This window comes from Rhizobium sp. BK181 (assembly GCF_014193305.1).
In the GTDB taxonomy this organism is placed as follows: Bacteria; Pseudomonadota; Alphaproteobacteria; order Rhizobiales; family Rhizobiaceae; genus Rhizobium.
Genome location: NZ_JACHZA010000002.1, coordinates 156246 through 176102 on the forward strand (window position 1 = coordinate 156246; position 19857 = coordinate 176102).

Consider the following 19857-nt stretch of genomic DNA (forward strand, 5'->3'; position numbering starts at 1 on the left):
GCTATTCAGCCGCACCTTTGAGCCTGCTTTCAATCAGGAGGCCGCTCTCGTCCAGGATTGGGTGTGCGACGGAGACGATGTGGGCGTTGATCCGCTTCAGGTCGCGCAGCATATCGAGATGGAGCGAGCTTGTTTGAAGGCTGTCGGCGCGGCCATCGCGCAAGCGTTCCAGATGCCGCTCCGAGGATTGCTTCTCCATTCGCCTAACCTCGACCTTCACCTCCATCAATTGCCGAGCGAGATTGAAGTCGCCAGTGACGAAGATCGTCTGGGCAATCCGCAGATTGTCGATCGTCAGGTGGAACAGCTTCCTCAGTTCCTCATAGCCTTCTTCGGAGAACTTCAGGCCGAGCGAGAGCTTCTTGGTCACCTGCGGCATGAGGCCCTTTTCGATGATGTCACCGATGTGTTCGAGATTGATCGCGTAGTCGATAATCACAATCGAGCGGCGACCGTCCTCTTCGCTCAGACCGGCACGGCCGAGCTTTGAAAGGTAGACCTTTACCTCCTGTTGCAGGCTGTCGACCCGCCTTTCCAGCGACGGGATTTCCTTGAGATTCTCCAGATTGGTGGCCTCGAAGGCATCCGACGCGCGTATCAGCATGCGTTCGATCAGATCGCCGACGCCGAGGACCTCCCTCGTCGCACTGGCAAGCGCAACGACCGGCGTCGCCAGCTCGTGTTGGTCGAGATACCGTGGCCCACCGTCCGGCTGGGCCTCTTCCGGTACCAGTCTCAGCATGAGCCGCGAGAGGGGGCGAGAGAACGGCCAGGCCAGCGCTGCCAGCATAAGGTTGAAGGCGAGATGCGCATCGACCGGTAGTTTTGCCTGCGTCAGCGGCAATGTTCCGAGCAGATCCGCGCCGTAGCCGGCAAGCGGCAATGCAATCAGGCAGCCGATGGCACGCACGATCAGATTGCCGAGCGTGACCCGCTTGGCCGCCGCGGGCCCGGCTAGTGAGGCGATCACGGGCGGAATGGCGCCGCCGAGATTGGCGCCTAGCACCAGCACGATGATCAATCCTGCGGACAGGATGCCCGTCGAAGCCAGCGAGAGAATGAGGACGACGGCGGCAAGGCTCGATGAGGAAATGAAGGCGATGGCGGCGGAAAAGGCCAATGCGACTGGCCAGGCATTGTCGAGCAGGGAGATGAAGGCGCCGAGCGCCGGCGACTGCCGCATCGGTTCGGTGGCGCTGCTCAACAGATGCAGCGACAACAGCATCAGGCCGATGCCGATCAGCGCCGTGCCACCGCTCTGGCGCGACGACGAGCCGCTGCGATGCAGGACTGTGCCGGCAAGGATCACCAGCGGCGACAGCCACTCGATGCCGGTGGCGACGATCCAGGCGGTTACGGCGGTTCCGACGTTGGCACCGAGCAGAACGATTTGCGCCATGCGCGGCTTCACCAATTCGCGCTCGACGAAAGAGGCGACCATCAGCGCCGTCGCCGTCGAACTCTGCAGCGCGATCGTCGCGAAGAAGCCTGACACGAACGAGCGGAGGCCGCTGCGCGTGCCGGTGGCAAGGCCGGTGCGCAACCGCGCTCCAAACGCTCGGGAAACACCGTCCTTCACCTGTGCAAGGCCGAACAGCAGCAGAGCTACCGCGCCAAACAGATTGATCATAACGATCGTGGATTCCATGCTGCCTTTCTCTTGCGTTTTTGACAACAAGCGTCGTTCTGTTCGAATCTCTCTTTGTCAAGTGGTTGAAAACATAGATTTCCGGGCAGCGAGTTCATTGTCCGGCTAAAAACTATACGCCGCTTGGAAAAATTCACAACGCCGTTTGCGACATGTTCTAAGGCTGCATCGGCATTTGCGTCAGCGAGGTCAGAAGTCAACGCCAGACGGTCTGCCGCATGGCCTCTCCGACGATCATCGCAGCCGAGACCGCGACGTTGATGGAGCGTTGGCCTTCCATCATCGGGACAAGTATCCGGGCGTCTGCTGCTGCGTGCACGTGATCGGGGACGCCGGAGCTCTCGCGGCCGAACAGGAGAATGTCGTCGGTGCGGAACTGCAAGTCGGTGTAGCGTTCGGCCGCCTTGGTGGATGCCAGTATGAGGCGGCGGCCGGTAGACTTTCGCCAGTTTTCGAAACGATCCCAATTGACGTGGCGGGTGAGGGCTGCAGCAGCGATATAGTCCATCCCGGCCCGCTTGAGATTGCGATCCGATATGTCAAAGCCCGCAGGCTCGATGATGTCAACGGCAAAGCCGAGACAGGCGGCAAGCCGCAAGATCGTGCCGGTGTTACCAGGAATGTCGGGCTGATAAAGGGCTAGTCTGAGGTCGGCCATCGCGAATGTCGTCGTTTCTGTTTTCTCGAGAGACACCTATTGCAACTGTGATTTTGGCGCAACAGGACGCATTTTGGCCGATAAATGTTCAATTTCCGGCCCGTCGGGACTGGAAATTGAGCTTGTTTCGCGTTAAGGGTGCACATCTTTTAATCGCCAGAAGGGAGCGCCAGATGGAAATGTTGCCGCGTATGCGCTCTCGACGCGTGAACCCGCGAGTGGCGATCTGGCACGCCTAGTGCCATTTCTTTCCTGAATTCCCATTTCTAATCCATTGCGCGGCTGTCGTGGCCTCGCCCCGTGAACGTCCGGTTCCCATATGAGCTCAAGCGCCTTTTTGCGCGAGCCGGGAGGCCGGAACTGCGAAGTTTCGGAGCATTTTCATGTTTGGCTGGTTCGAACAGCGACTCAATCCCTTCCCCAGTGAGGAGCCGGTTGCTCCCCCGAAGGGCCTTTTTGCATTTTGCTGGCACTACACGAAGCCGGCAGCACCGTGGCTCGCCATCATGGCGGTCCTGACGGCGCTGATTGCCGTCGGCGAGGTGGCACTTTTTCAATTCCTCGGTGACATCGTGGACTGGCTGACCAAGGCGGACAAGGCGACATTCCTGCAGACGGAGTGGCCGAGGCTCGCGTGGATGGGAGCGTTGATCCTGATCGGTCTGCCGCTGGCAGCCGGCCTGGACTCGCTTATCATGCATCAGGTGCTTCTCGGCAACTACCCGATGATCGCACGCTGGCAGATGCACCGTTTCCTGCTGCGTCACAGCATGACTTTCTTCGCCAACGAGTTCGCCGGACGCGTTGCGACGAAAGTGATGCAGACCTCGCTTGCGGTTCGTGAAACGACGATGAAGATCCTCGACGTCTTCGTCTATGTCGTCACCTATTTCCTGTCGATGATTATCGTCATCGCGGCCGCCGACGTGCGGCTGATGGTGCCGATCCTCGTCTGGCTCGCCGTCTATATCGGCATCGTTTCCTACTTCGTGCCGCGGCTTCGCAAGATCGCGGCACAGCAGGCGGACGCGCGCTCGATGATGACCGGTCGGGTGGTCGATAGCTACACGAACATCGCGACGGTCAAGCTGTTCTCACATGCCGGCCGTGAGGAGACCTATGCGCGGAGCGGCATGGAGGAGTTCCTAGGAACCGTCCACTCGCAAATGCGCCGCGTCACGTTGTTTCATATAGCGGTCTATATGAACAACTGCGTGGCCCTCTTCGTTGTATCAGGCCTGTCCATCTGGTTCTGGCTGAACGGACAGATCTCGGTCGGCGCGATCGCCATCGCCATTGGTCTTGCAATGCGCGTCAACGGTATGTCGCAGTGGATCATGTGGGAAGTCTCGGCGCTGTTCGAGAACATCGGCACGGTCTATGACGGCATGGAGATGATGACAAAGAAACACGACATCGTCGACAAGCCTGACGCGCAGCAACTGTCGGCGAAGAAGGGTGCAATCCATTACGAGCGCATCCGTTTCCACTACGGCAAGGGCAAAGGCGTCATCGACAATCTCTCCCTCGACATCAAGGCGGGCGAGAAGGTTGGTCTTGTCGGTCGCTCCGGCGCGGGCAAAACGACGCTGATGAACCTGCTGCTGCGCTTCTATGACCTGGAGGCGGGCCGCATCACCATCGATGGACAGGACATCTCGGCTGTGTCGCAGGAGAGCCTGCGTGAACTGATCGGCGTCGTGACACAGGATACGTCCCTGTTGCACCGTTCGATCCGCGACAACATTGCCTATGGCCGCCCGGAGGCGAGCGATGCCCAGATCATCGAGGCCGCCAAGCGAGCGAATGCCTGGGAGTTCATCGAAGGGCTTTCCGACATGCAGGGCCGCAAGGGGCTCGACGCGCAGGTTGGCGAGCGTGGCGTGAAGCTCTCCGGCGGTCAGCGCCAGCGCATCGCGATCGCCCGCGTCTTTCTGAAGGACGCGCCGATCCTGGTGCTCGACGAGGCGACATCGGCGCTCGACTCCGAGGTTGAGGCAGCGATCCAGGAGAACCTGTTTGCGTTGATGGAAGGCAAGACGGTGATTGCCATTGCGCATCGCCTGTCGACGCTGACAGAGATGGACCGCTTGATCGTGCTCGACAAGGGCAAGATCATCGAGGCTGGCGCGCATGCCGAACTTGTCGAGCAAGGCGGCGTCTACGCCGACCTCTGGAACCGCCAATCCGGCGGCTTCCTGGCAGATCACTCGGAAGAGAGCGAAGAGGCGGCCGAATAAACCAGAAGCCCTCCCTGCGGATGCGGGGAGGGCTTCAATTTTTCGCGCATGGATGTCGGTTCAGAGGCTGTCAGCCCAGTCTTTCACGCGGTTTCCTTCGACAAGCATGCTGTTGGTCGATGCAAGCGCACGCAACGCGAACAGACGTCGCTCTTCCTCGCGATCGACCCACACAGAGATCGCCTCGGCGATAGCCTCGTCGTAAGATATTTCCAGCTGTTCGACGATTGCATCAAGTCGTTCCGCAAGGGGCAGCGGAATACTTGACATGACTGTCTTCCTTGCTTGCATCGCGGCCGTCTCCCGTAAAAACCCATTGTACCCCGAGATTGTGGCGGGGTCAGTCGCATTCAACAGCGATGCCGCTGTTGTTACCGATTGTTACGAAAATATAAGGTTGCGCCCTGGAGCCGTTGCTTTCCCGCTCTGGCTAATAAGCCTATATCGCATTTATGCTTATAAAACGACTCCTCCATGCCTTCGAAAATTGGATTAATCCCTTTGCGACGCGAGAAAACATTCAGCCGCCGCGCTCAACGTCGGGATTCATCTGGTTCTATATTGGCCAGGCTAAGGCGCCCTTCGTTGCGATGCTCGTGCTCGGCGGGATGTCGGCGGCGATAGAAGCGGCGCTCTTCTGGTTCGTCGGACGGCTCGTGGACATACTTGCGACGATCAAGCCGGCGGAAGGCTGGAGCGGTCTCCTTGCCGCGCATGGCGCCGAACTGTTCGGTATGCTCGTCCTTATCGGTATCGTCCGCTTTGTCGTTGCGCTGTTGATTGCGCTGGTGGACCAGCAGGTGATTACGCCCGGCTTCTATAATCTGGCGCGCTGGCAATCGTACCTGCATGTCTCGCGGCAATCGCTCTCCTTCTTTCAAAGCGATTTCTCCGGCCGAGTGGTCACGAAGGTCTGGTCGGCCGGCCAGGCCACGGGCGATCTCGTGACATCGCTCATGGAGAGCGTCTGGTTCGTTGGCATCTATGCAGCGACGACGTTAGTGCTCGTCGCCCGGCTGGACTTCTCACTTGCCGCAGTCGTGCTTTGTTGGCTCGGCGTATTCGGCGTTCTCGCGCGCTATTTCGTGCCGCGCATCCGATTTCATTCCCGGGAAACGGCTGAAGCCGCGTCGATGATCAACGGGCGCATGGTCGATGCCTACAGCAACATCCAGACCCTCAAGCTGTTTGCGCGGGACGAGGAGAGCGACCGCTATATGCGGGAAGGCTTCGACTTCTATCAGCACACCGTGCTGCGGTTCACGCGCTTCATCACCGGTGTACGTGCCTCGATGGCACTGCTGTCGGGCATCATGATCGTCATGATGGCCGGCCTCAGCGTGCATCTGTGGCTGGCAGGCCTCGTGAGTTCCGGCGCCGTCGCTTTCTCGCTGGCCCTCGTGCTGCGTCTGAACTTCCTTCTCGGCCGGTTGATGACACAGTTCAACGGCATCATGCGCAACCTTGGCACGATTCAGAATGCCGCCGAGTTGATTTCGCAGCCGCTGGGGCTGGTCGATCGGCCCGACGCCCGCGACCTCGTTGTCCGGCGGCCCGGCATCCGCTTTGAGAATGTCTCTTTTCACTATGGCAGGAAAAGCGGCGTCATCGACGACTTTTCGCTCACTATTGAGCCAGGAGAAAAGGTTGGCATCGTCGGCCGCTCCGGGGCGGGCAAGTCGACTCTGGTAAACCTGTTGTTGCGCCTCTACGACGTCGAAGGTGGGCGGATATTGGTCGACGGCCAGGATATTGCCGCCGTCAGGCAGGAGTCCCTCCGCATGCAGATCGGGGTCGTCAGCCAGGACACGTCACTGCTGCACCGTTCGGTTCGCGACAACATCCTGTTCGGTCGCCCCGACGCGGGCGAAGCGCGTCTCGTCGAGGCGGCGCGGCGGGCGGAAGCGCTTGCCTTCATCGAGCGGCTGCAGGACCAAAACGGCCGCAGGGGCTTCGAGGCTCATGTCGGGGAGCGAGGTGTGAAGCTCTCCGGTGGCCAGCGCCAGCGCATTGCGATTGCGCGCGTGATGCTGAAGGATGCGCCCATTCTCGTTCTCGACGAAGCGACTTCGGCGCTGGATTCCGAGGTGGAAGAGGCGATCCAATCCAATCTGATCGGCCTCATGGAAGGCAAGACCGTGCTCGCCATCGCGCATCGGCTCTCGACCATCGCCGCGCTCGATCGATTGATTGTCGTCGATGAGGGCGAGATCATAGAGGAGGGCACGCACGAGACCCTGTTGAAGCGCGGAGGTCTTTATGCAGAACTCTGGGCCCGGCAATCCGGTGGATTCCTCGCCACCGATATCGAGGCGCCGACTCCTGCTTCACCGGTCGATGGTAAACTCGGCCATGAGGCCAAAGTGGTTTGATCCCATATTGTCTTCGATGCGCTTGAGCGACTTCAGCCGCAGCGGCGGGCGGGCGAGAACGTGGTCGATGCTGATGCCGAAGCGGACCGCCTTGATCGGCCAGCTCGCCGGTTCCGGAAAGACGGTCTGAAACCCGGTTTCGCGCATGAAGCGCTGAATACGTGGGTCGATAATCGCGGAATTGAAGTCGCCGGCAAGAACGAGGGGGCCATCGATCGCGCTTGCCATGGATCTGAGATCGAAGAGTTCGTCTGTCAGGAAGTCGTCGAAATAAGGCTTGGCGAGGTGGGCAACGAGGAAATTGATCTTCGTGCCGTCGAAGTCGATCGCTGAGCGTGTCAGCCGGTTGCGCCACAGATCGCCCAGGCTGCTCACCTTCTTGTCGACAAACGGGCGCTTTGAAAGCACGAGCGTGTCGCATTCGTTGGTCTCCGCACCGCAGCCTATATGATAGGGATATGTGGCGGCCAGACGGGCGATGTGAGGGCGAAGCGGCGCGGCCTCCAGGACGTTCACGACGTCCGCGTTCGAGGCGATGATGAAATCCGCAATGCGACCCGCATTGGCGAAATTCTCGTGCTCGATGTTGAAGGACATCAGCTTGAAAGAGGGCCGCGTTTCTGTACTCGCGGGCGTGGCCGCGAATTCTCTCAGCATTATTACGCCATGTCCCAGCAGCATCGCCGCGATGGTGAGCAGCAGGTAGGCGTACCAGTGGCGCTTGAGCACCAGAAGGATCAAACACCCTGCGACCGCCGCCAAGGCAAAATGGATCTGAAAGCTATAGACAAAGGCCAGAAGCCAGACGTGCGTGACGTAGCGCAGCGACATCAGCGCCAGCAACAGCGAAAGGAGGACACTCGCTAAGCAGAATAAAGTGTCTTTCATCGCCGGACATGGAAGAGGGAAGCTTCAGACCGTCGCTAGCATGGGGCGCGAATTGGTGCAACGCACAACTGTGGCAAGCATGTGATTGTCTTCGAAAATCATCTGAAAATTCCCGCGACATTGTGCCCACATGGTCTTGCCAAGGCTGGACATAATTTGCGATCAAGCTTAGAACGCGCCGGATTGGTGGGGAATCTATGGTCGAATTGTGTCGCGACAGATTCGCCGCCGCGAGGGGAAGGGCGGAGTTCCGCAAAAATTGCGTAGAGGATGGTTTAAGCCGTGAGCGAACACGAAACGACAAGCGAGATCACGGGTGAGCCCACTCGCCGTGATTTCCTTTATCTCACCACTGGTATGGCGGGCGCCGTTGGCGCCGTTTCGGTCGCATGGCCGTTTATCGATCAGATGCGCCCGGATGCTTCGACATTGGCTCTGGCATCCATCGAAGTCGACGTTTCCAGCCTCGAGCCTGGAATGTCGCTGACCGCCAAGTGGCGCGGCAAGCCGATCTTCATCCGCAACCGTACGCCTGAGGAAGTGAAGGCCGCCGATGAAGTTCCGCTGTCCGATCTGAAGGATCCGGTTGCACGCAACGCCAACCTGCCTTCCGACGCGCAGGCGACGGGCGTCGACCGTTCCGCCGGTAAGGACAAGGAAAACTGGATCGTCATGATCGGCTCGTGCACCCATCTCGGCTGCATCCCGCTCGGCCAAGCTGGCGAATACAATGGTTGGTTCTGTCCCTGCCATGGCTCGGTCTACGATACGGCCGGCCGCATTCGCAAAGGTCCGGCACCGCAGAACCTGGCGATCCCGACCTATTCATTCATTTCCGATAAAGTAATCAAGATCGGTTGAGGGGGACTGATTTATGAGTGGCCATTCCAGCTACGAGCCATCAACCGGCCTCGAGAAGTGGATCGATTCGCGGCTGCCTTTGCCGCGCATGATCTACGACAGTTTCGTCGCATATCCGGTTCCGCGAAACCTAAATTATGCCTACACTTTCGGCGCCATGCTTGCGGTCATGCTCGTCGTGCAGATCCTGACGGGCGTCGTGCTTGCCATGCACTACGCCGCGGAAACGACGGTTGCCTTCAATTCCGTCGAAAAGATCATGCGTGACGTGAACCACGGCTGGCTGCTGCGCTACATGCACGCCAACGGCGCGTCGTTCTTCTTCGTTGCAGTCTATCTGCACATCGCCCGCGGTCTCTACTACGGCTCCTATAAGGCGCCGCGCGAAATCCTCTGGATCCTCGGCGTTCTCATCTACCTCCTGATGATGGCGACCGGCTTCATGGGCTACGTTCTGCCCTGGGGTCAGATGTCCTTCTGGGGTGCGACGGTTATCACCGGTTTCTTCTCGGCATTCCCGCTGGTCGGCGAGTGGATCCAGCAGTTCTTGCTCGGTGGATTCGCTGTCGAAAACCCCACGCTGAATCGCTTCTTCTCGCTGCACTACCTGCTGCCCTTCGTCATTGCCGGCGTCGTGGTCCTGCATATCTGGGCGCTGCACGTTGTTGGCCAGACGAATCCGACAGGCGTCGAGGTCAAGACCAAGACGGATACCGTTCGCTTCACGCCTTACGCGACCCTGAAGGACGCGCTCGGTGTATCGATCTTCCTGCTAGTCTACGCCTACTTCGTCTTTTACATGCCAAACTTCCTCGGCCACCCGGACAACTACATCCCGGCTGATCCGTTGAAGACGCCTGCCCACATCGTCCCCGAGTGGTACTTCCTGCCGTTCTACGCGATGCTGCGTTCGATCACGTTCAACATCGGGCCGATCGACTCGAAGCTCGCAGGCGTTCTGGTCATGTTCGGCGCGATCATCGTGCTGTTCTTCCTGCCCTGGCTCGATACCTCGAAGGTTCGCTCGGCTGCCTATCGCCCGTGGTACAAGCTGTTCTACTGGCTGTTCGTCGCCAATGCGATCGTTCTTGGCTGGCTCGGTTCCCAGCCTGCTGAAGGCCTTTACACCACCATCTCGCAGATTTGCACGCTGCTATACTTCGCCTTCTTCCTGGTTGCCATGCCGGTTCTCGGCCTCGTCGAGACACCGCGCCGCTTGCCAAATTCAATTACCGAAGCGGTTTTGGAAAAGCGCAACAAGGCGGCGGCTGCTGAGCCGGTCAAGGCCTGAGAGTGCGGCAGGAAGGGAAGAGAAACATGAAAAAGCTTGTTACAAGCCTCCTGTCGTTTGCTGTCGTCGCAGGATTGAGCGGCGCAGCATTCGCCCAGGAAGCGGCCTCGAACGGCGCCGAGCCGGCAAAACATGCCGAAGGCGAGACGCCACATTTTCCGCTGCTCCATCCGAAGCATGAGCATTGGACATTTGCGGGCCCGGTCGGTCACTATGACAAGGGGCAGCTGCAGCGCGGCCTGAAGGTCTACACCGAAGTCTGCGCCGCCTGTCACTCGATGAGCCTTGTGCCCTTCAGAACGCTCGGGGCGTTGGGTTACTCGGATGCCCAGGTGAAGGCCTTTGCCGCCAACTACGAGGTTCAGGACGGTCCGAATGCCAGCGGTGACATGTTCACCCGCAAGGCCATTCCGTCGGACTACTTCCCGTCGCCGTTCCCGAACCACGAAGCGGCGGCAGCGGCCAACAATGGCGCGGCGCCGCCGGACTTCTCGCTGATCGCCAAGGCGCGCGGCATCGAGCGCGGCTTCCCGCAGTTCCTATTCGACATGATCCCATTTGTCGGCGGTTATCAGGAAGGTGGTCCCGACTATATCTATTCGCTGCTGACCGGCTACGACCAGCAGCCGCCAGCCGGCGTCCAGGTGGCTCAGGGAACTCACTACAACCCGTACTTCGCTGGCGCTGCCGCACTGGCGATGCCGAAGCCTCTGTCGGACGGCCAGGTCACCTATGACGATGGCGCGCCGGCGACGGTCGACCAGTACGCCAAGGACGTCGCATCGTTCCTGATGTGGGCCGCAGAGCCGCATCTCGAAGAGCGCAAGCGCACCGGCTTCATGGTCATGGTCTTCCTCGTGATTTTCACGGGACTGATTTACCTGACCAAGCGTTCGGTCTACGCGAACAAGGAACACTAAGCGCTTTGTTCCAGAGCCTAGGGAAAGGCGGCCTTCGGGCCGCCTTTTTTGTTGGTTCCGAGAGTGGCAGTTGGTAGGGTGCGCGGAATTGAAGCCCTGCAGAATATGGATAATCCATGAGCAATACGATTTCGGAGCTTGCGGCCAGCATCCGCTCCATCCCGGACTACCCAAAGCCCGGCATCATCTTTCGTGACATTACGACGCTTCTCGGCAATCCACGCGCGTTTCGCCGCGCGGTCGATGAACTGGTCCAGCCCTATGCCGGCATGAAGATCGACAAGATCGCTGGGGCCGAAGCGCGAGGCTTCATTCTGGGTGGTGCGGTTGCCCACCAGCTTTCGGCAGGGTTCGTACCGATCCGCAAGAAAGGCAAACTGCCACGCGACACGGTGCGCGTCGCCTACAGCCTTGAATACGGTGTCGACGAGATGGAGATGCACAGGGATGCCGTGGAGCCCGGCGAAAAGGTCATCCTGGTTGATGACCTGATTGCGACCGGCGGAACCGCCGTCGCCGCTACGCAACTCCTCCGCCAGATGGGTGCGGAGGTCGTTTCCGCCTGTTTCGTTATCGACCTGCCGGATCTTGGCGGTCGTAAAAAGCTCGAAGACCTTGGCGTGGATGTCCGGACGCTGGTGGAATTTGCGGGCCATTGAGGCCCGCGACTATTCAAATTCGATGACCGTGCTTTCGAACCGAACCACCGGCGTACCGTCGATCGTTCCCTCGCACAGAATAGTGTTCAATCGACGCCCCGGGCGGGACACCAGGGGGCGGCTTGAGAGGAAGGTGACGGAGTAGGTCACTTCTTCGTCGGCGAAGACCGGCCGCAACCATTGCAGCTTCTGGAAGCCGGGCGAGGGACCGAGCGTCGGGGGCTCGATGCCCTCGCTTGTCAGTCGCGCGCTTTCCGCGCTCCAGTAGGCAACAAAGGTCTTCATCCATGCCGCGCAGGTGTGCCATCCCGATGCGCACAGACCACCAAAGAGGGTAGTCTTTGCAGCTTCCGCGTCCAGGTGGAACGGTTGAGGGTCGAAGCGCTCGGCAAAGTGGACGATCCGCTCGGCCGTAAACACATAGCTGCCGATTTCAGTTTTTTCACCGCTGGCGTAACGCTCGGCCATGATCATGCTGTTTTCTCCAGCACGTCACGCATGACGAACATGATCGAGTTCTCCGACGCGCAGACGAGTTCGTTCTTCTGATTTTCGACCTCGTGGCGGAACTTGACCATGCCGATGCCGGGCCTCGAGCGCAGTGTGCGAGTCTCGACAACCGTCGAATGGCCGGAGAGCGTGTCGCCAGCCAGAACGGGCTTGCGCCATTCCATAAAGTCCACGCCGGGGGCGCCTTGGGAGAACGAGTCGACGAGAAAACTATCCGCCATCATACGCATGAAGAGTGCCGAAGTGTGCCAGCCGGATGCCGCCAACCCACCGAGAATGCTCGCGCGGCCAGCCGCTTCGTCGACATGCATCGGTTGGGGATCGAATTCACGCGCGAACTCGATGATCTCTGCTGCCGTGACCGTCCGCGGGCCGAGCGTAAAACGTCGGCCCAGCTCGAAGTCTTCGTAGGAAAGTTTCATGCGGCCCAATCTCCCCGGCCGTTGCTGATCAGGTGTTGAAGCGGAAGTGGATGACGTCGCCGTCCTGAACCACGTATTCCTTGCCTTCGTCGCGGCCCTTGCCTGCTTCCTTGGCGCCGACTTCACCCTTGAAGTTAATGTAATCGTCGTAGGCGATGGTGAAGGCGCGGATGAAACCCCGTTCGAAGTCGGTGTGGATCACGCCGGCCGCCTGCGGTGCCTTGGTGCCGCGCACGATCGTCCAAGCGCGCGTCTCCTTGGGGCCGACGGTGAAATAGGTGATCAGGTCGAGCAGGTGGTAGCCCGCGCGGATAAGCCGGTCGAGGCCGGCTTCCTCGAGGCCGAGCGCCGATAGGAACTCCGTTGCTTCCTCTTCGGGAAGCTGGGCCACCTCCGACTCGATGGCCGCCGAGATAATGACGCATTCGGCGCCTTGCTGTTCGGCCATGGCGGCGACGGCCTTGGTATGCTCGTTGCCGGTCGAAGCGTCGGCTTCGGCGACGTTGCAGACATAGAGCACTGGATGAGACGTCAGCAGGTTGAGGCCCTTGAGGATCTCTATCTCCTCGGGCGCCAGTGTCTTCAAGAGCAGGCGTGCGGGCTTGCCTTCGTTCAGCAGCTTGATGACGGCTTCCATGACCGGCAGCTGCGCCATTGATTCCTTGTCCTTGCCCGTGGCGCGCTTGCGCGTCTGCTCCACGCGGCGCTCGAGGCTTTCGAGGTCGGCAAGCATCAGCTCGGTCTCGATCGTATCGGCATCGCCGACCGGGTTGATGCGGCCCTCGACGTGGGTGATGTCGTCGTCCTCGAAGCAGCGCAGCACATGCACGACGGCGTCGACTTCGCGGATGTTGGCGAGGAACTTGTTGCCGAGACCTTCCCCCTTCGAGGCGCCGCGCACCAGGCCGGCGATATCGACGAAGGAGATGCGGGTCGGAATGATTTCCTTGGAGCCGGCAATTGCCGCCAGTTTCTGCATACGGGGATCCGGAACGGCGACTTCGCCAGTGTTCGGTTCGATCGTGCAGAAGGGATAGTTCGCCGCCTGCGCCGCCGCCGTCTTGGTGAGCGCGTTGAAGAGGGTCGACTTGCCGACATTCGGCAGACCGACGATACCGCATTTGAAGCCCATGGCCTGAAACCTGCTGTTCTTGAATTCGTTGGTGCTGGCTATGGGATAAAACGCGCCTTGCGGTCAAGCTTTTCGCGCAACTCTGTTGCATTCCGAGGGTTGAAGGCCAGGCTTCGTGGCGCAATATAGGTATCGGCGAACTGTTCTCGCCTCTCCATGTCATCAACGGGTGGGTTTCCGATGAGTGACAACGATATTACCCTTAAACCGAAGACGAAGTCGAAACCGAAGCTGGATCGGCCGAAGCTCTACAAGGTCATCCTTTTCAACGACGACTACACGCCGCGAGAATTCGTAGTGATGATCCTCAAGGCCGTCTTCCGCATGAGCGAAGAGACTGGCTATCGCGTGATGATGACGGCCCACAAGTTGGGATCAAGCGTGGTTGTGGTCTGCACCAAGGACATCGCCGAGACCAAGGTCAAGGAAGCGATGGACTACGCCAAGGACGCCGGTTTCCCGTTGATGTTGACGGCTGAGCCCGAGGAATAGGTCGGCAATTTCTTAACCAGCCTCGTTAATTCGACATCCGCTGTTTTCCGGCAGAATGCCCGCATCGGTGGGGGCGTTCATGCAAGGGGAAGCAGCAACATGGCACTATCTCGTGGCCGCAGGGCTTTTTGCGCTTCTTGGTGCGATCGGCCATGTTTGCCGGGCCGTCTTTAACGTTCTCCCTGATCGGGTGACTGACCGGCCGTTGATGGACCTGCCGCTATCGTCCGGTTACGATCTGCCGGATCTGCTCTTCGGGACGGAATATGACGACGCCGGCTATTATCGTCTCGACAGCCTCAAGAATTTCCGCATTTCCTGCATGTTGAGCGTGGTTGGCGGGCTGTTGGCCATGCTGTTTTCCCCAGGCGTCTCCATTGCCGTGGCCTGGTTGATCGACAGCGGCATTCTGTGGATCTGGAACCTTCTTCTCTTCAGGCTGCACGCAGTTGGATTGCTATGAGCTCAGTCGTCCGCCGGTCGCCGGATCTGGTAGCCAGTCTTGTCCCGTGTGAAGCCGCAGTTCTCGTAGAAGCGTAGCGTGGCGTGATCCTTCGAGCCGGTCAGAAGCATCACCTTGTAACAGCCGGCCTTCCACGCGGTTTCGACCGCGTGGTTGATCAAGGCGCGGCCATAGCCGCGCTGCCTGTGGTCGGCGGCCGTGACAACGTTCTCGATGAAAGCATAAGACGCGCCGCTCCGGGTCAGATTGGGAACGATGATCAGCGTCACCGACGACGCGGCGGTTTGACTCGCGAGTCCGACGAATATCGTCATGCCAGGTTGTGCGAGGATCGCTTGGAACCGCTCTTCGGCGTGCGCGCGATCCATTGCCGGATCAGCCGGGTTGAGCTCATGGTAGAGGGCAAGTAGTTCCGGCAGGTCGCCTATCTCGGCGGCGCGGATGACGAGTTCGCCGGTCGGCATGGCTCAGTCACCCTTGCTGCCGAACATCTTCTTCAGCATTTCGGCCATCGGCCCGGTTGCCGGCAGCTTTGGCTGATTGTGATTGCGAGCCTGGTGGATGTGGGACTTCGCCGCCGGCTTCTTTTCGGACTTCGGCTTTTCCTCTTCGGCCTTGCCGCCAACGGCAAGCGCCAGCTTGTTCATCAACTGCGAGTCTTCCTTTCGAACAAGCATGTCGGCGTTGTCGGCGAGCGCATCGAGCAGCGGCTCGAGCCAGGCCTGGTCGGCCTTGGCGAAGTCGCCGAGGACGTGGTGCTGCACCAATTCCTTGACGCCCGGATGGCCGATGCCGAGGCGCAGGCGGCGATACTCCCTGCCGCAATGGGCGTCCAGCGACTTGATGCCGTTGTGGCCGCCATGGCCGCCACCCGTCTTCAGGCGCGCCTTGCCCGACGGCAGGTCGAGTTCATCATAGATCGCCACCAGGTCGGCGGGCTGCAGTTTGTAGAAGCGCATGGCTTCGCCGACAGCTTCGCCGGAGAGGTTCATGTAGGTCTGCGGCTTGATGAGCAGCACTCTTTCGCCCGCAATCTCGCCCTCGGCGATCTCGGCCTTGAACTTCTTCGACCAAGGCGAAAAATTGTGGCGGCGATGGATCGCATCCACCGCCATGAAGCCGATGTTGTGGCGGTTTCCGGCGTATTTTCCACCGGGATTGCCGAGGCCCGCGATAATCAGCATGGCTCGTCTATTTCCTTGCAAATGTGCTTTATGCGTTCACCATCGCGAAATGACGCCAAAGTCAAGGCGAAGCCGCCATAAACGCGCAAAATTAGTCCGCGGAGCTCAAGCCGTACTTTATGAAGATGGTTTTCTGTGTGCCGTCGGCAATCAGTCTGTCCAGTGCAGCCTGCATCTTGGTCAACAAATCGCTTGGGAAGTTCTTCTCGCAGGCAATCCCCATTTGCTGTGAGGATAGCACCGTCACCTTGTCCAACGGCTGTTCTGCCTTGAGTTTGGCGAAGTAGATCTCAGAGATCGGCATCATGTCGATCCGGCCGTTGAGGAGCTTGCGCAATGTGGCGTTGAAATCGGTGGCGACGTCCAGCTTGGTGAAGCCGTTCTCCTTCAGCGTCGTCTCCGTGTAGTCCTCGCGCTGGGTCCCGATCGTGTACTTCCTGGCCTCTTCCAGGTCGCGTGCCACGACGCCGGAGCCTGATCGGGTGATGAGGATGTTGCGATCAACCAGAAGGGGTTCGACCCATCTAAACATCGGGTCGCGCTTCGCATTGTGAGCGGTCGTGAAGACGCAGCTCAAAGGTGTCGTCTGGGCGAGATTATAGGCCCTGGCCCAAGGCATCATCTCGATCTTGTAATCGATCCCAGCGTCCTTCATCAGCTTGTCGACTTGTTCGACTGAGGCGCCTTTGATCGCCTTGCCGTCGCGATAGCTGAAGGGAGGGTATTCTTCCGTGGCGAGCGTGACGCTGGCCGCAATGGCGTGGGTCGCGGCAGCGAAGCCCAGAAGAGTGAAAAGCAGCAGTTTCTTCATGGTGTTGCCTTTCCTTGGCCGCTCAGGACGCGCGCGCGATGGGCTGTTCGGCCTTCGACAGGCGCTCGATCAGAGCGGCTGCATGCTGGGGGCGATGGAACAGGTATCCCTGGCCGAAGTCGAGACCCATTTCGTGCAGCGTCTGGCATTCGTCCTCGGTCTCAATGCCTTCGGCAATGACAGTGCAGCCCATTTTGTGGGACAGCGTCGCGATGCTTTCCACCAGAGTTCGGCTCTTCTCGCGCACCTCGTCGTTGCCATCGTTGATCGACCGGGTGAAAGACTGGTCGATCTTGATGATGTCGACTGGGAAGCGATTGAGATAGCTCAGCGAGGAATAGCCCGTACCGAAGTCGTCGAGGGCAATCCGGCAGCCGAAACGGCGCATCTCGGCGACAACCGTGCGGATTTGCGGATTGTTGTGCATCAGCACCGCCTCGGTGATTTCCACGACGATGCGCTGGGGGCGGATACCATGGCGGCCAAGCAGTGCGGCAAGGCGCGCGGGCAGGGTGGTTTCGAATTGTAGCGGCGAGAAGTTGATGGCGAGATAGCTGTCCTGCATTCCTGGGAGACGGGAAATGGCCGCAAGATGTGCGATCGCCTTCTCCATGACCACGTTGCCGACGCGCACGATCTTTGCCGTTTCCTCGGCCACGTTGATGATCTCGGCCGGTGCCATCAGGCCCCGTTGCGGATGGTTCAATCGCATCAAGGCCTCGAAACCGGCGATATCGCGGCCGTTCAGGCTGACGATCGGCTGCAGGTAGGCGTCGAACCAATCCTCGGCGAGACCGGTCTCAATATAGTTCTCGATCTCGGCGCGAGCCCGAGTATGGTCCATCATGCCGTTGTCGAACAGTTGTGCGCCGTTCTTGCCGTCGCGCTTCTTCGCGTACATGGCCATGTCGGATTTCTGCAAAAGCTCTGCCGCGTTCGCTGCATGGCGCGGATAAATGGCGATGCCGACGCTGGCGCTCAGATGCAGGTCTGGGCCGAACGGCTCGACGAAGATGGAGGCGATCTGCTCGGCCATTGCGCTAGCCCGCCGGGTGGCATCCTTTGCAGGCAGAAGGATCGCGAATTCGTCACCGCCAAGACGAGCAGCCTGATCCGATGGGGCCAGATGCGTCTTCAGACGGCTGACAAACTCGCGCAGTGCCCTGTCACCTTCGGCATGCCCGAGATTGTCGTTGATCCACTTGAAGCGATCAAGGTCCACGAAAAGGCAGGCCAGTTCCTGGGTTGCTGCGTCTGCTTCGCGAATTTTGGCGTCCAGCACAGCTTCGAACCCCTGACGGTTCAGGAGGCCGGTCAAGTGGTCCCTGATGGCCTGCTGATGGTTGCGGGCTTCCGAGGCCTTCAGCTCGGTTACATCAGTCATGACAGAAAGAGAGAGCCGGTTGTGACCCGCCGAAGCTGCTGTCGACTCCAGAATGAGTACGTCCATGATGTTGCCGTCGGCGCACATGAACTTGACCGTAACGTCAAGAGCGGCGCCGCCATCGAGTTCGTTCTTGCGCTTCAGGAAGGCTTCGCGCGTATCTGATGTCACGAGGTCGGCGAATCTTTGGCCGATCACGCGGGGCCGATCGTAGCCGGTCGCGACGAGCCAATAGTCGCTGACAGCGGTTATGCGGTCAGTCTCATCGAGCGAGAACAGCATGGCAGGCGTCAGGTCGTAGATGTCGACGGCGCGGCGATGCGCGAGCTTCAGTTCGCGTTCCTCGCTTTCGAGCTTCGATTGCATCTCGTTGAAGCCCCGGGCCAGGCGTCCCATCTCGTCGTTCGACTGCCAGTTGACGTGATGTCGCGACCCGAGTTGGCGCGTGGCCTCGACTGCGGCCGTCAGGCGCATCAACGGGCGGATGATGAAGATCCGATTGCCGACCAAAGCCGCGGTGAATACGGCAAGCACCGCGAAGATGAAGATCGACATGAAGACGATTTCTTCGTGCTTGAGGCCGGAGAAGAGACCGAGCGCCGGATAGAAGACCGAGATGGTACCCAGATTCTTTGGGCCATCGATCGTGTTGTATATGATCGCGCGCGAGACCTGGACGAGATTGCCATTGAATGACTTCGGTATGGTCGACTGTGTGACGTCGAGCTGGCCCGATTGATCGCGAACCTGAACCTTGACGATGGCACCCTGCGAAACGATCGTCGCGCTGATCTGGGTCACGCTGTCGTCGTCGAGGTCCCAGAGCGGCTTTGCGAGCGCCTGAGAATTGGCGACAAGAAGAACGGAGATGTGGTCGCGTATTTCCTTATCCGCACGCTCGGACGAAAGAAAAAGGAACAGCACGAACAGTGGAGCAACGAAGAGGAGCAGCGCTCCGCAAATGATTGCCAGAAAACGATTTTCAACGGAATTACTCATCGTTCCGTTTGCTCCCCGCCGCACTTCCTACGCCCGCGGTTTCTACGCCCGCGGGTCTCTAAAACGTACCGGCATGGTTCCATGAAATGTATTAAATGTTGCTGAAACAGGGCCTTTGCGCGCAATTGAAAAGGCCCGCTTTCGGGAGAAAGCGGGCCCTATACTTTACAAATTATGGAAGCGATTAAGCTTCAGCTTCGCCTTCGCCAGCTTCTTCAGCGGTTTCATCGACGCCGCCTGCCGGAGCAATGATCGTGGCGACCGTGAAGTCACGGTCTGCGATGACGAGCGACACGCCCTTCGGCAGGGTCACGTCGGAAATGTGGATGCTGTCACCGATCTTCTTGCCGTTGAGGTCAACGTTGAAGAATTCCGGAATCGCATCGGCCGGGCAATGAACTTCGATTTCGTGACGAACGATGTTCAGAACGCCGCCAGCCTTGAGGCCCTGGGACTTTTCTTCGTTGATGAAGTGAACCGGGATTTCAACGGTAACCTGGGTGTTGCCGGAAACGCGCAGGAAATCCACGTGCATCGTGAAGTCACGTACGGGATCCAGCTGGTAGTCCTTCGGCAGAACCTTGTACTTCTTGCCGTCGACTTCGATGGTCGCGATCGTGGTCATGAAACCACCGGCATGAATGCGCTTCGCCACCTCATTGGTGTTGAGAGCGATAGAAATGGGGGCCTGCTTGTCACCATAGATGACAGCCGGGATGAGACCATTGCGGCGAAGTTCACGGGCGGACCCCTTACCAACCCGTTCGCGCGCCTCGGCCTTGAGCTCGTAGCTTTCGTGGCTCATGACTTTTCCTTCCGAGGTTATTTGGAGAGCTCGACGCAGGCATTGCCTGTCGCTGAACTGGAGGCGGGTTTCCCCATCCTCATCCGCATTGCCTCCAAGGGTGTCTGTGCGGACGCGT

The 19857-nt window shown here is 59.4% G+C and carries 20 protein-coding genes; 8 read left to right on the top strand and 12 right to left on the bottom strand.

What is annotated here, in order from left to right:
• Nucleotide 1 precedes the first annotated feature (1 nt).
• Both FHT77_RS08215 and FHT77_RS08220 read right to left on the bottom strand, forming a co-directional pair.
• Nucleotides 2-1648 carry a Na/Pi cotransporter family protein gene (locus FHT77_RS08215; RefSeq protein WP_183754171.1) on the bottom strand — a complete coding sequence of 549 codons (1647 nt, stop codon included), beginning with the start codon at nucleotides 1646-1648 and terminating at the stop codon, nucleotides 2-4.
• Nucleotides 1649-1844: 196 nt separating this feature from the next.
• Nucleotides 1845-2306: a tRNA (cytidine(34)-2'-O)-methyltransferase gene (locus FHT77_RS08220; protein ID WP_183754173.1), complete on the bottom strand. Its 462-nt coding sequence runs from the start codon at nucleotides 2304-2306 to the stop codon at nucleotides 1845-1847.
• Between the two features lie 383 nt (nucleotides 2307-2689).
• Here FHT77_RS08220 and FHT77_RS08225 point away from each other — a divergent pair, with 383 nt between their 5' ends.
• Nucleotides 2690-4546 carry an ABC transporter ATP-binding protein gene (locus FHT77_RS08225; protein ID WP_183754175.1) on the top strand — a complete coding sequence of 619 codons (1857 nt, stop codon included), beginning with the start codon at nucleotides 2690-2692 and terminating at the stop codon, nucleotides 4544-4546.
• Between the two features lie 60 nt (nucleotides 4547-4606).
• Here FHT77_RS08225 and FHT77_RS08230 read toward each other — a convergent pair whose 3' ends face one another.
• Entirely contained in the window at nucleotides 4607-4816 is a 210-nt protein-coding gene (locus FHT77_RS08230; protein ID WP_016554714.1) for a hypothetical protein, read from the bottom strand.
• Between the two features lie 182 nt (nucleotides 4817-4998).
• Here FHT77_RS08230 and FHT77_RS08235 point away from each other — a divergent pair, with 182 nt between their 5' ends.
• Nucleotides 4999-6918, top strand: a complete 1920-nt coding sequence (locus tag FHT77_RS08235; protein ID WP_183754177.1) for an ABC transporter ATP-binding protein — start codon at nucleotides 4999-5001, stop codon at nucleotides 6916-6918.
• On the opposite strand, the gene FHT77_RS08240 is transcribed toward FHT77_RS08235, so the two are convergent.
• Nucleotides 6874-7806, bottom strand: a complete 933-nt coding sequence (locus FHT77_RS08240) for an endonuclease/exonuclease/phosphatase family protein (RefSeq protein WP_183754178.1) — start codon at nucleotides 7804-7806, stop codon at nucleotides 6874-6876. The two genes, FHT77_RS08235 and FHT77_RS08240, sit on opposite strands and share 45 nt — an antisense overlap.
• A gap of 282 nt (nucleotides 7807-8088) precedes the next feature.
• On the opposite strand from FHT77_RS08240, the gene petA reads away from it, so the two are divergent.
• From petA to FHT77_RS08260, 4 genes are all read left to right on the top strand, one after another.
• On the top strand, nucleotides 8089-8667 hold the full coding sequence (petA, locus tag FHT77_RS08245; RefSeq protein WP_016554711.1) for a ubiquinol-cytochrome c reductase iron-sulfur subunit: 579 nt from the start codon (nucleotides 8089-8091) through the stop codon (nucleotides 8665-8667).
• 13 nt (nucleotides 8668-8680) lie between these two features.
• The gene (locus tag FHT77_RS08250; RefSeq protein ID WP_183754180.1) at nucleotides 8681-9958 is read left to right on the top strand and encodes a cytochrome b N-terminal domain-containing protein; all 1278 of its coding nucleotides are present in this window, start codon (nucleotides 8681-8683) and stop codon (nucleotides 9956-9958) included.
• Nucleotides 9959-9984: 26 nt separating this feature from the next.
• Nucleotides 9985-10878, top strand: a complete 894-nt coding sequence (locus tag FHT77_RS08255) for a cytochrome c1 (protein WP_183754182.1) — start codon at nucleotides 9985-9987, stop codon at nucleotides 10876-10878.
• A gap of 116 nt (nucleotides 10879-10994) precedes the next feature.
• The gene (locus tag FHT77_RS08260) at nucleotides 10995-11537 is read left to right on the top strand and encodes an adenine phosphoribosyltransferase (protein ID WP_016554708.1); all 543 of its coding nucleotides are present in this window, start codon (nucleotides 10995-10997) and stop codon (nucleotides 11535-11537) included.
• Nucleotides 11538-11546: 9 nt separating this feature from the next.
• Here FHT77_RS08260 and FHT77_RS08265 read toward each other — a convergent pair whose 3' ends face one another.
• The 3 genes from FHT77_RS08265 to ychF are packed head-to-tail and all read right to left on the bottom strand — an operon-like array spanning nucleotide 11547 to nucleotide 13601.
• Nucleotides 11547-12011, bottom strand: a complete 465-nt coding sequence (locus FHT77_RS08265; protein ID WP_183754183.1) for a MaoC/PaaZ C-terminal domain-containing protein — start codon at nucleotides 12009-12011, stop codon at nucleotides 11547-11549.
• Nucleotides 12008-12478: a MaoC family dehydratase gene (locus tag FHT77_RS08270; protein ID WP_183754185.1), complete on the bottom strand. Its 471-nt coding sequence runs from the start codon at nucleotides 12476-12478 to the stop codon at nucleotides 12008-12010. Before FHT77_RS08270 ends, FHT77_RS08265 begins: the two co-directional genes overlap by 4 nt.
• A 19-nt stretch (nucleotides 12479-12497) precedes the next feature.
• On the bottom strand, nucleotides 12498-13601 hold the full coding sequence (gene ychF, locus FHT77_RS08275) for a redox-regulated ATPase YchF (RefSeq protein ID WP_183754187.1): 1104 nt from the start codon (nucleotides 13599-13601) through the stop codon (nucleotides 12498-12500).
• 180 nt (nucleotides 13602-13781) lie between these two features.
• Between ychF and clpS the strand changes: the two genes are divergently transcribed.
• Together clpS and FHT77_RS08285 are read left to right on the top strand one after the other, a co-directional pair.
• Nucleotides 13782-14093 carry an ATP-dependent Clp protease adapter ClpS gene (gene clpS, locus FHT77_RS08280; protein WP_183754189.1) on the top strand — a complete coding sequence of 104 codons (312 nt, stop codon included), beginning with the start codon at nucleotides 13782-13784 and terminating at the stop codon, nucleotides 14091-14093.
• Between the two features lie 79 nt (nucleotides 14094-14172).
• Complete coding sequence (locus FHT77_RS08285; RefSeq protein WP_183754191.1) at nucleotides 14173-14556, top strand: hypothetical protein; 384 nt, start codon at nucleotides 14173-14175, stop codon at nucleotides 14554-14556.
• 2 nt (nucleotides 14557-14558) lie between these two features.
• Here the strand turns inward: FHT77_RS08285 and FHT77_RS08290 are convergent, their stop codons facing one another.
• The 5 genes from FHT77_RS08290 to FHT77_RS08310 all read right to left on the bottom strand — a co-directional run bounded on the left by FHT77_RS08290 (nucleotide 14559) and on the right by FHT77_RS08310 (nucleotide 19739).
• Nucleotides 14559-15020, bottom strand: a complete 462-nt coding sequence (locus FHT77_RS08290) for a GNAT family N-acetyltransferase (protein ID WP_183754193.1) — start codon at nucleotides 15018-15020, stop codon at nucleotides 14559-14561.
• A gap of 3 nt (nucleotides 15021-15023) precedes the next feature.
• A complete protein-coding gene (pth, locus tag FHT77_RS08295; RefSeq protein WP_183754195.1) occupies nucleotides 15024-15740 on the bottom strand; it encodes an aminoacyl-tRNA hydrolase in 717 nt (238 codons plus the stop codon).
• 91 nt (nucleotides 15741-15831) lie between these two features.
• Nucleotides 15832-16551, bottom strand: coding sequence for a substrate-binding periplasmic protein (locus FHT77_RS08300; protein ID WP_183754197.1), 720 nt, complete (start codon nucleotides 16549-16551; stop codon nucleotides 15832-15834).
• Between the two features lie 22 nt (nucleotides 16552-16573).
• Complete coding sequence (locus FHT77_RS08305) at nucleotides 16574-18934, bottom strand: EAL domain-containing protein (RefSeq protein ID WP_183754199.1); 2361 nt, start codon at nucleotides 18932-18934, stop codon at nucleotides 16574-16576.
• A gap of 184 nt (nucleotides 18935-19118) precedes the next feature.
• Nucleotides 19119-19739, bottom strand: a complete 621-nt coding sequence (locus tag FHT77_RS08310) for a 50S ribosomal protein L25/general stress protein Ctc (protein ID WP_183754201.1) — start codon at nucleotides 19737-19739, stop codon at nucleotides 19119-19121.
• Nucleotides 19740-19857: the final 118 nt, after the last annotated feature.

Bases quoted from the DNA above. Each gene is read 5' to 3' on its own strand.
- FHT77_RS08215 (WP_183754171.1), bottom strand. From the start codon at position 1,648: ATGGAATCCACGATCGTTATGATCAATCTGTTTGGCGCGGTAGCTCTG.
- FHT77_RS08220 (WP_183754173.1), bottom strand. From the start codon at position 2,306: ATGGCCGACCTCAGACTAGCCCTTTATCAGCCCGACATTCCTGGTAAC.
- FHT77_RS08225 (WP_183754175.1), top strand. From the start codon at position 2,690: ATGTTTGGCTGGTTCGAACAGCGACTCAATCCCTTCCCCAGTGAGGAG.
- FHT77_RS08230 (WP_016554714.1), bottom strand. From the start codon at position 4,816: ATGTCAAGTATTCCGCTGCCCCTTGCGGAACGACTTGATGCAATCGTC.
- FHT77_RS08235 (WP_183754177.1), top strand. From the start codon at position 4,999: ATGCTTATAAAACGACTCCTCCATGCCTTCGAAAATTGGATTAATCCC.
- FHT77_RS08240 (WP_183754178.1), bottom strand. From the start codon at position 7,806: ATGAAAGACACTTTATTCTGCTTAGCGAGTGTCCTCCTTTCGCTGTTG.
- FHT77_RS08250 (WP_183754180.1), top strand. From the start codon at position 8,681: ATGAGTGGCCATTCCAGCTACGAGCCATCAACCGGCCTCGAGAAGTGG.
- FHT77_RS08255 (WP_183754182.1), top strand. From the start codon at position 9,985: ATGAAAAAGCTTGTTACAAGCCTCCTGTCGTTTGCTGTCGTCGCAGGA.
- FHT77_RS08260 (WP_016554708.1), top strand. From the start codon at position 10,995: ATGAGCAATACGATTTCGGAGCTTGCGGCCAGCATCCGCTCCATCCCG.
- FHT77_RS08265 (WP_183754183.1), bottom strand. From the start codon at position 12,011: ATGATCATGGCCGAGCGTTACGCCAGCGGTGAAAAAACTGAAATCGGC.
- ychF (WP_183754187.1), bottom strand. From the start codon at position 13,601: ATGGGCTTCAAATGCGGTATCGTCGGTCTGCCGAATGTCGGCAAGTCG.
- clpS (WP_183754189.1), top strand. From the start codon at position 13,782: ATGAGTGACAACGATATTACCCTTAAACCGAAGACGAAGTCGAAACCG.
- FHT77_RS08285 (WP_183754191.1), top strand. From the start codon at position 14,173: ATGCAAGGGGAAGCAGCAACATGGCACTATCTCGTGGCCGCAGGGCTT.
- FHT77_RS08290 (WP_183754193.1), bottom strand. From the start codon at position 15,020: ATGCCGACCGGCGAACTCGTCATCCGCGCCGCCGAGATAGGCGACCTG.
- pth (WP_183754195.1), bottom strand. From the start codon at position 15,740: ATGCTGATTATCGCGGGCCTCGGCAATCCCGGTGGAAAATACGCCGGA.
- FHT77_RS08300 (WP_183754197.1), bottom strand. From the start codon at position 16,551: ATGAAGAAACTGCTGCTTTTCACTCTTCTGGGCTTCGCTGCCGCGACC.
- FHT77_RS08305 (WP_183754199.1), bottom strand. From the start codon at position 18,934: ATGAGTAATTCCGTTGAAAATCGTTTTCTGGCAATCATTTGCGGAGCG.
- FHT77_RS08310 (WP_183754201.1), bottom strand. From the start codon at position 19,739: ATGAGCCACGAAAGCTACGAGCTCAAGGCCGAGGCGCGCGAACGGGTT.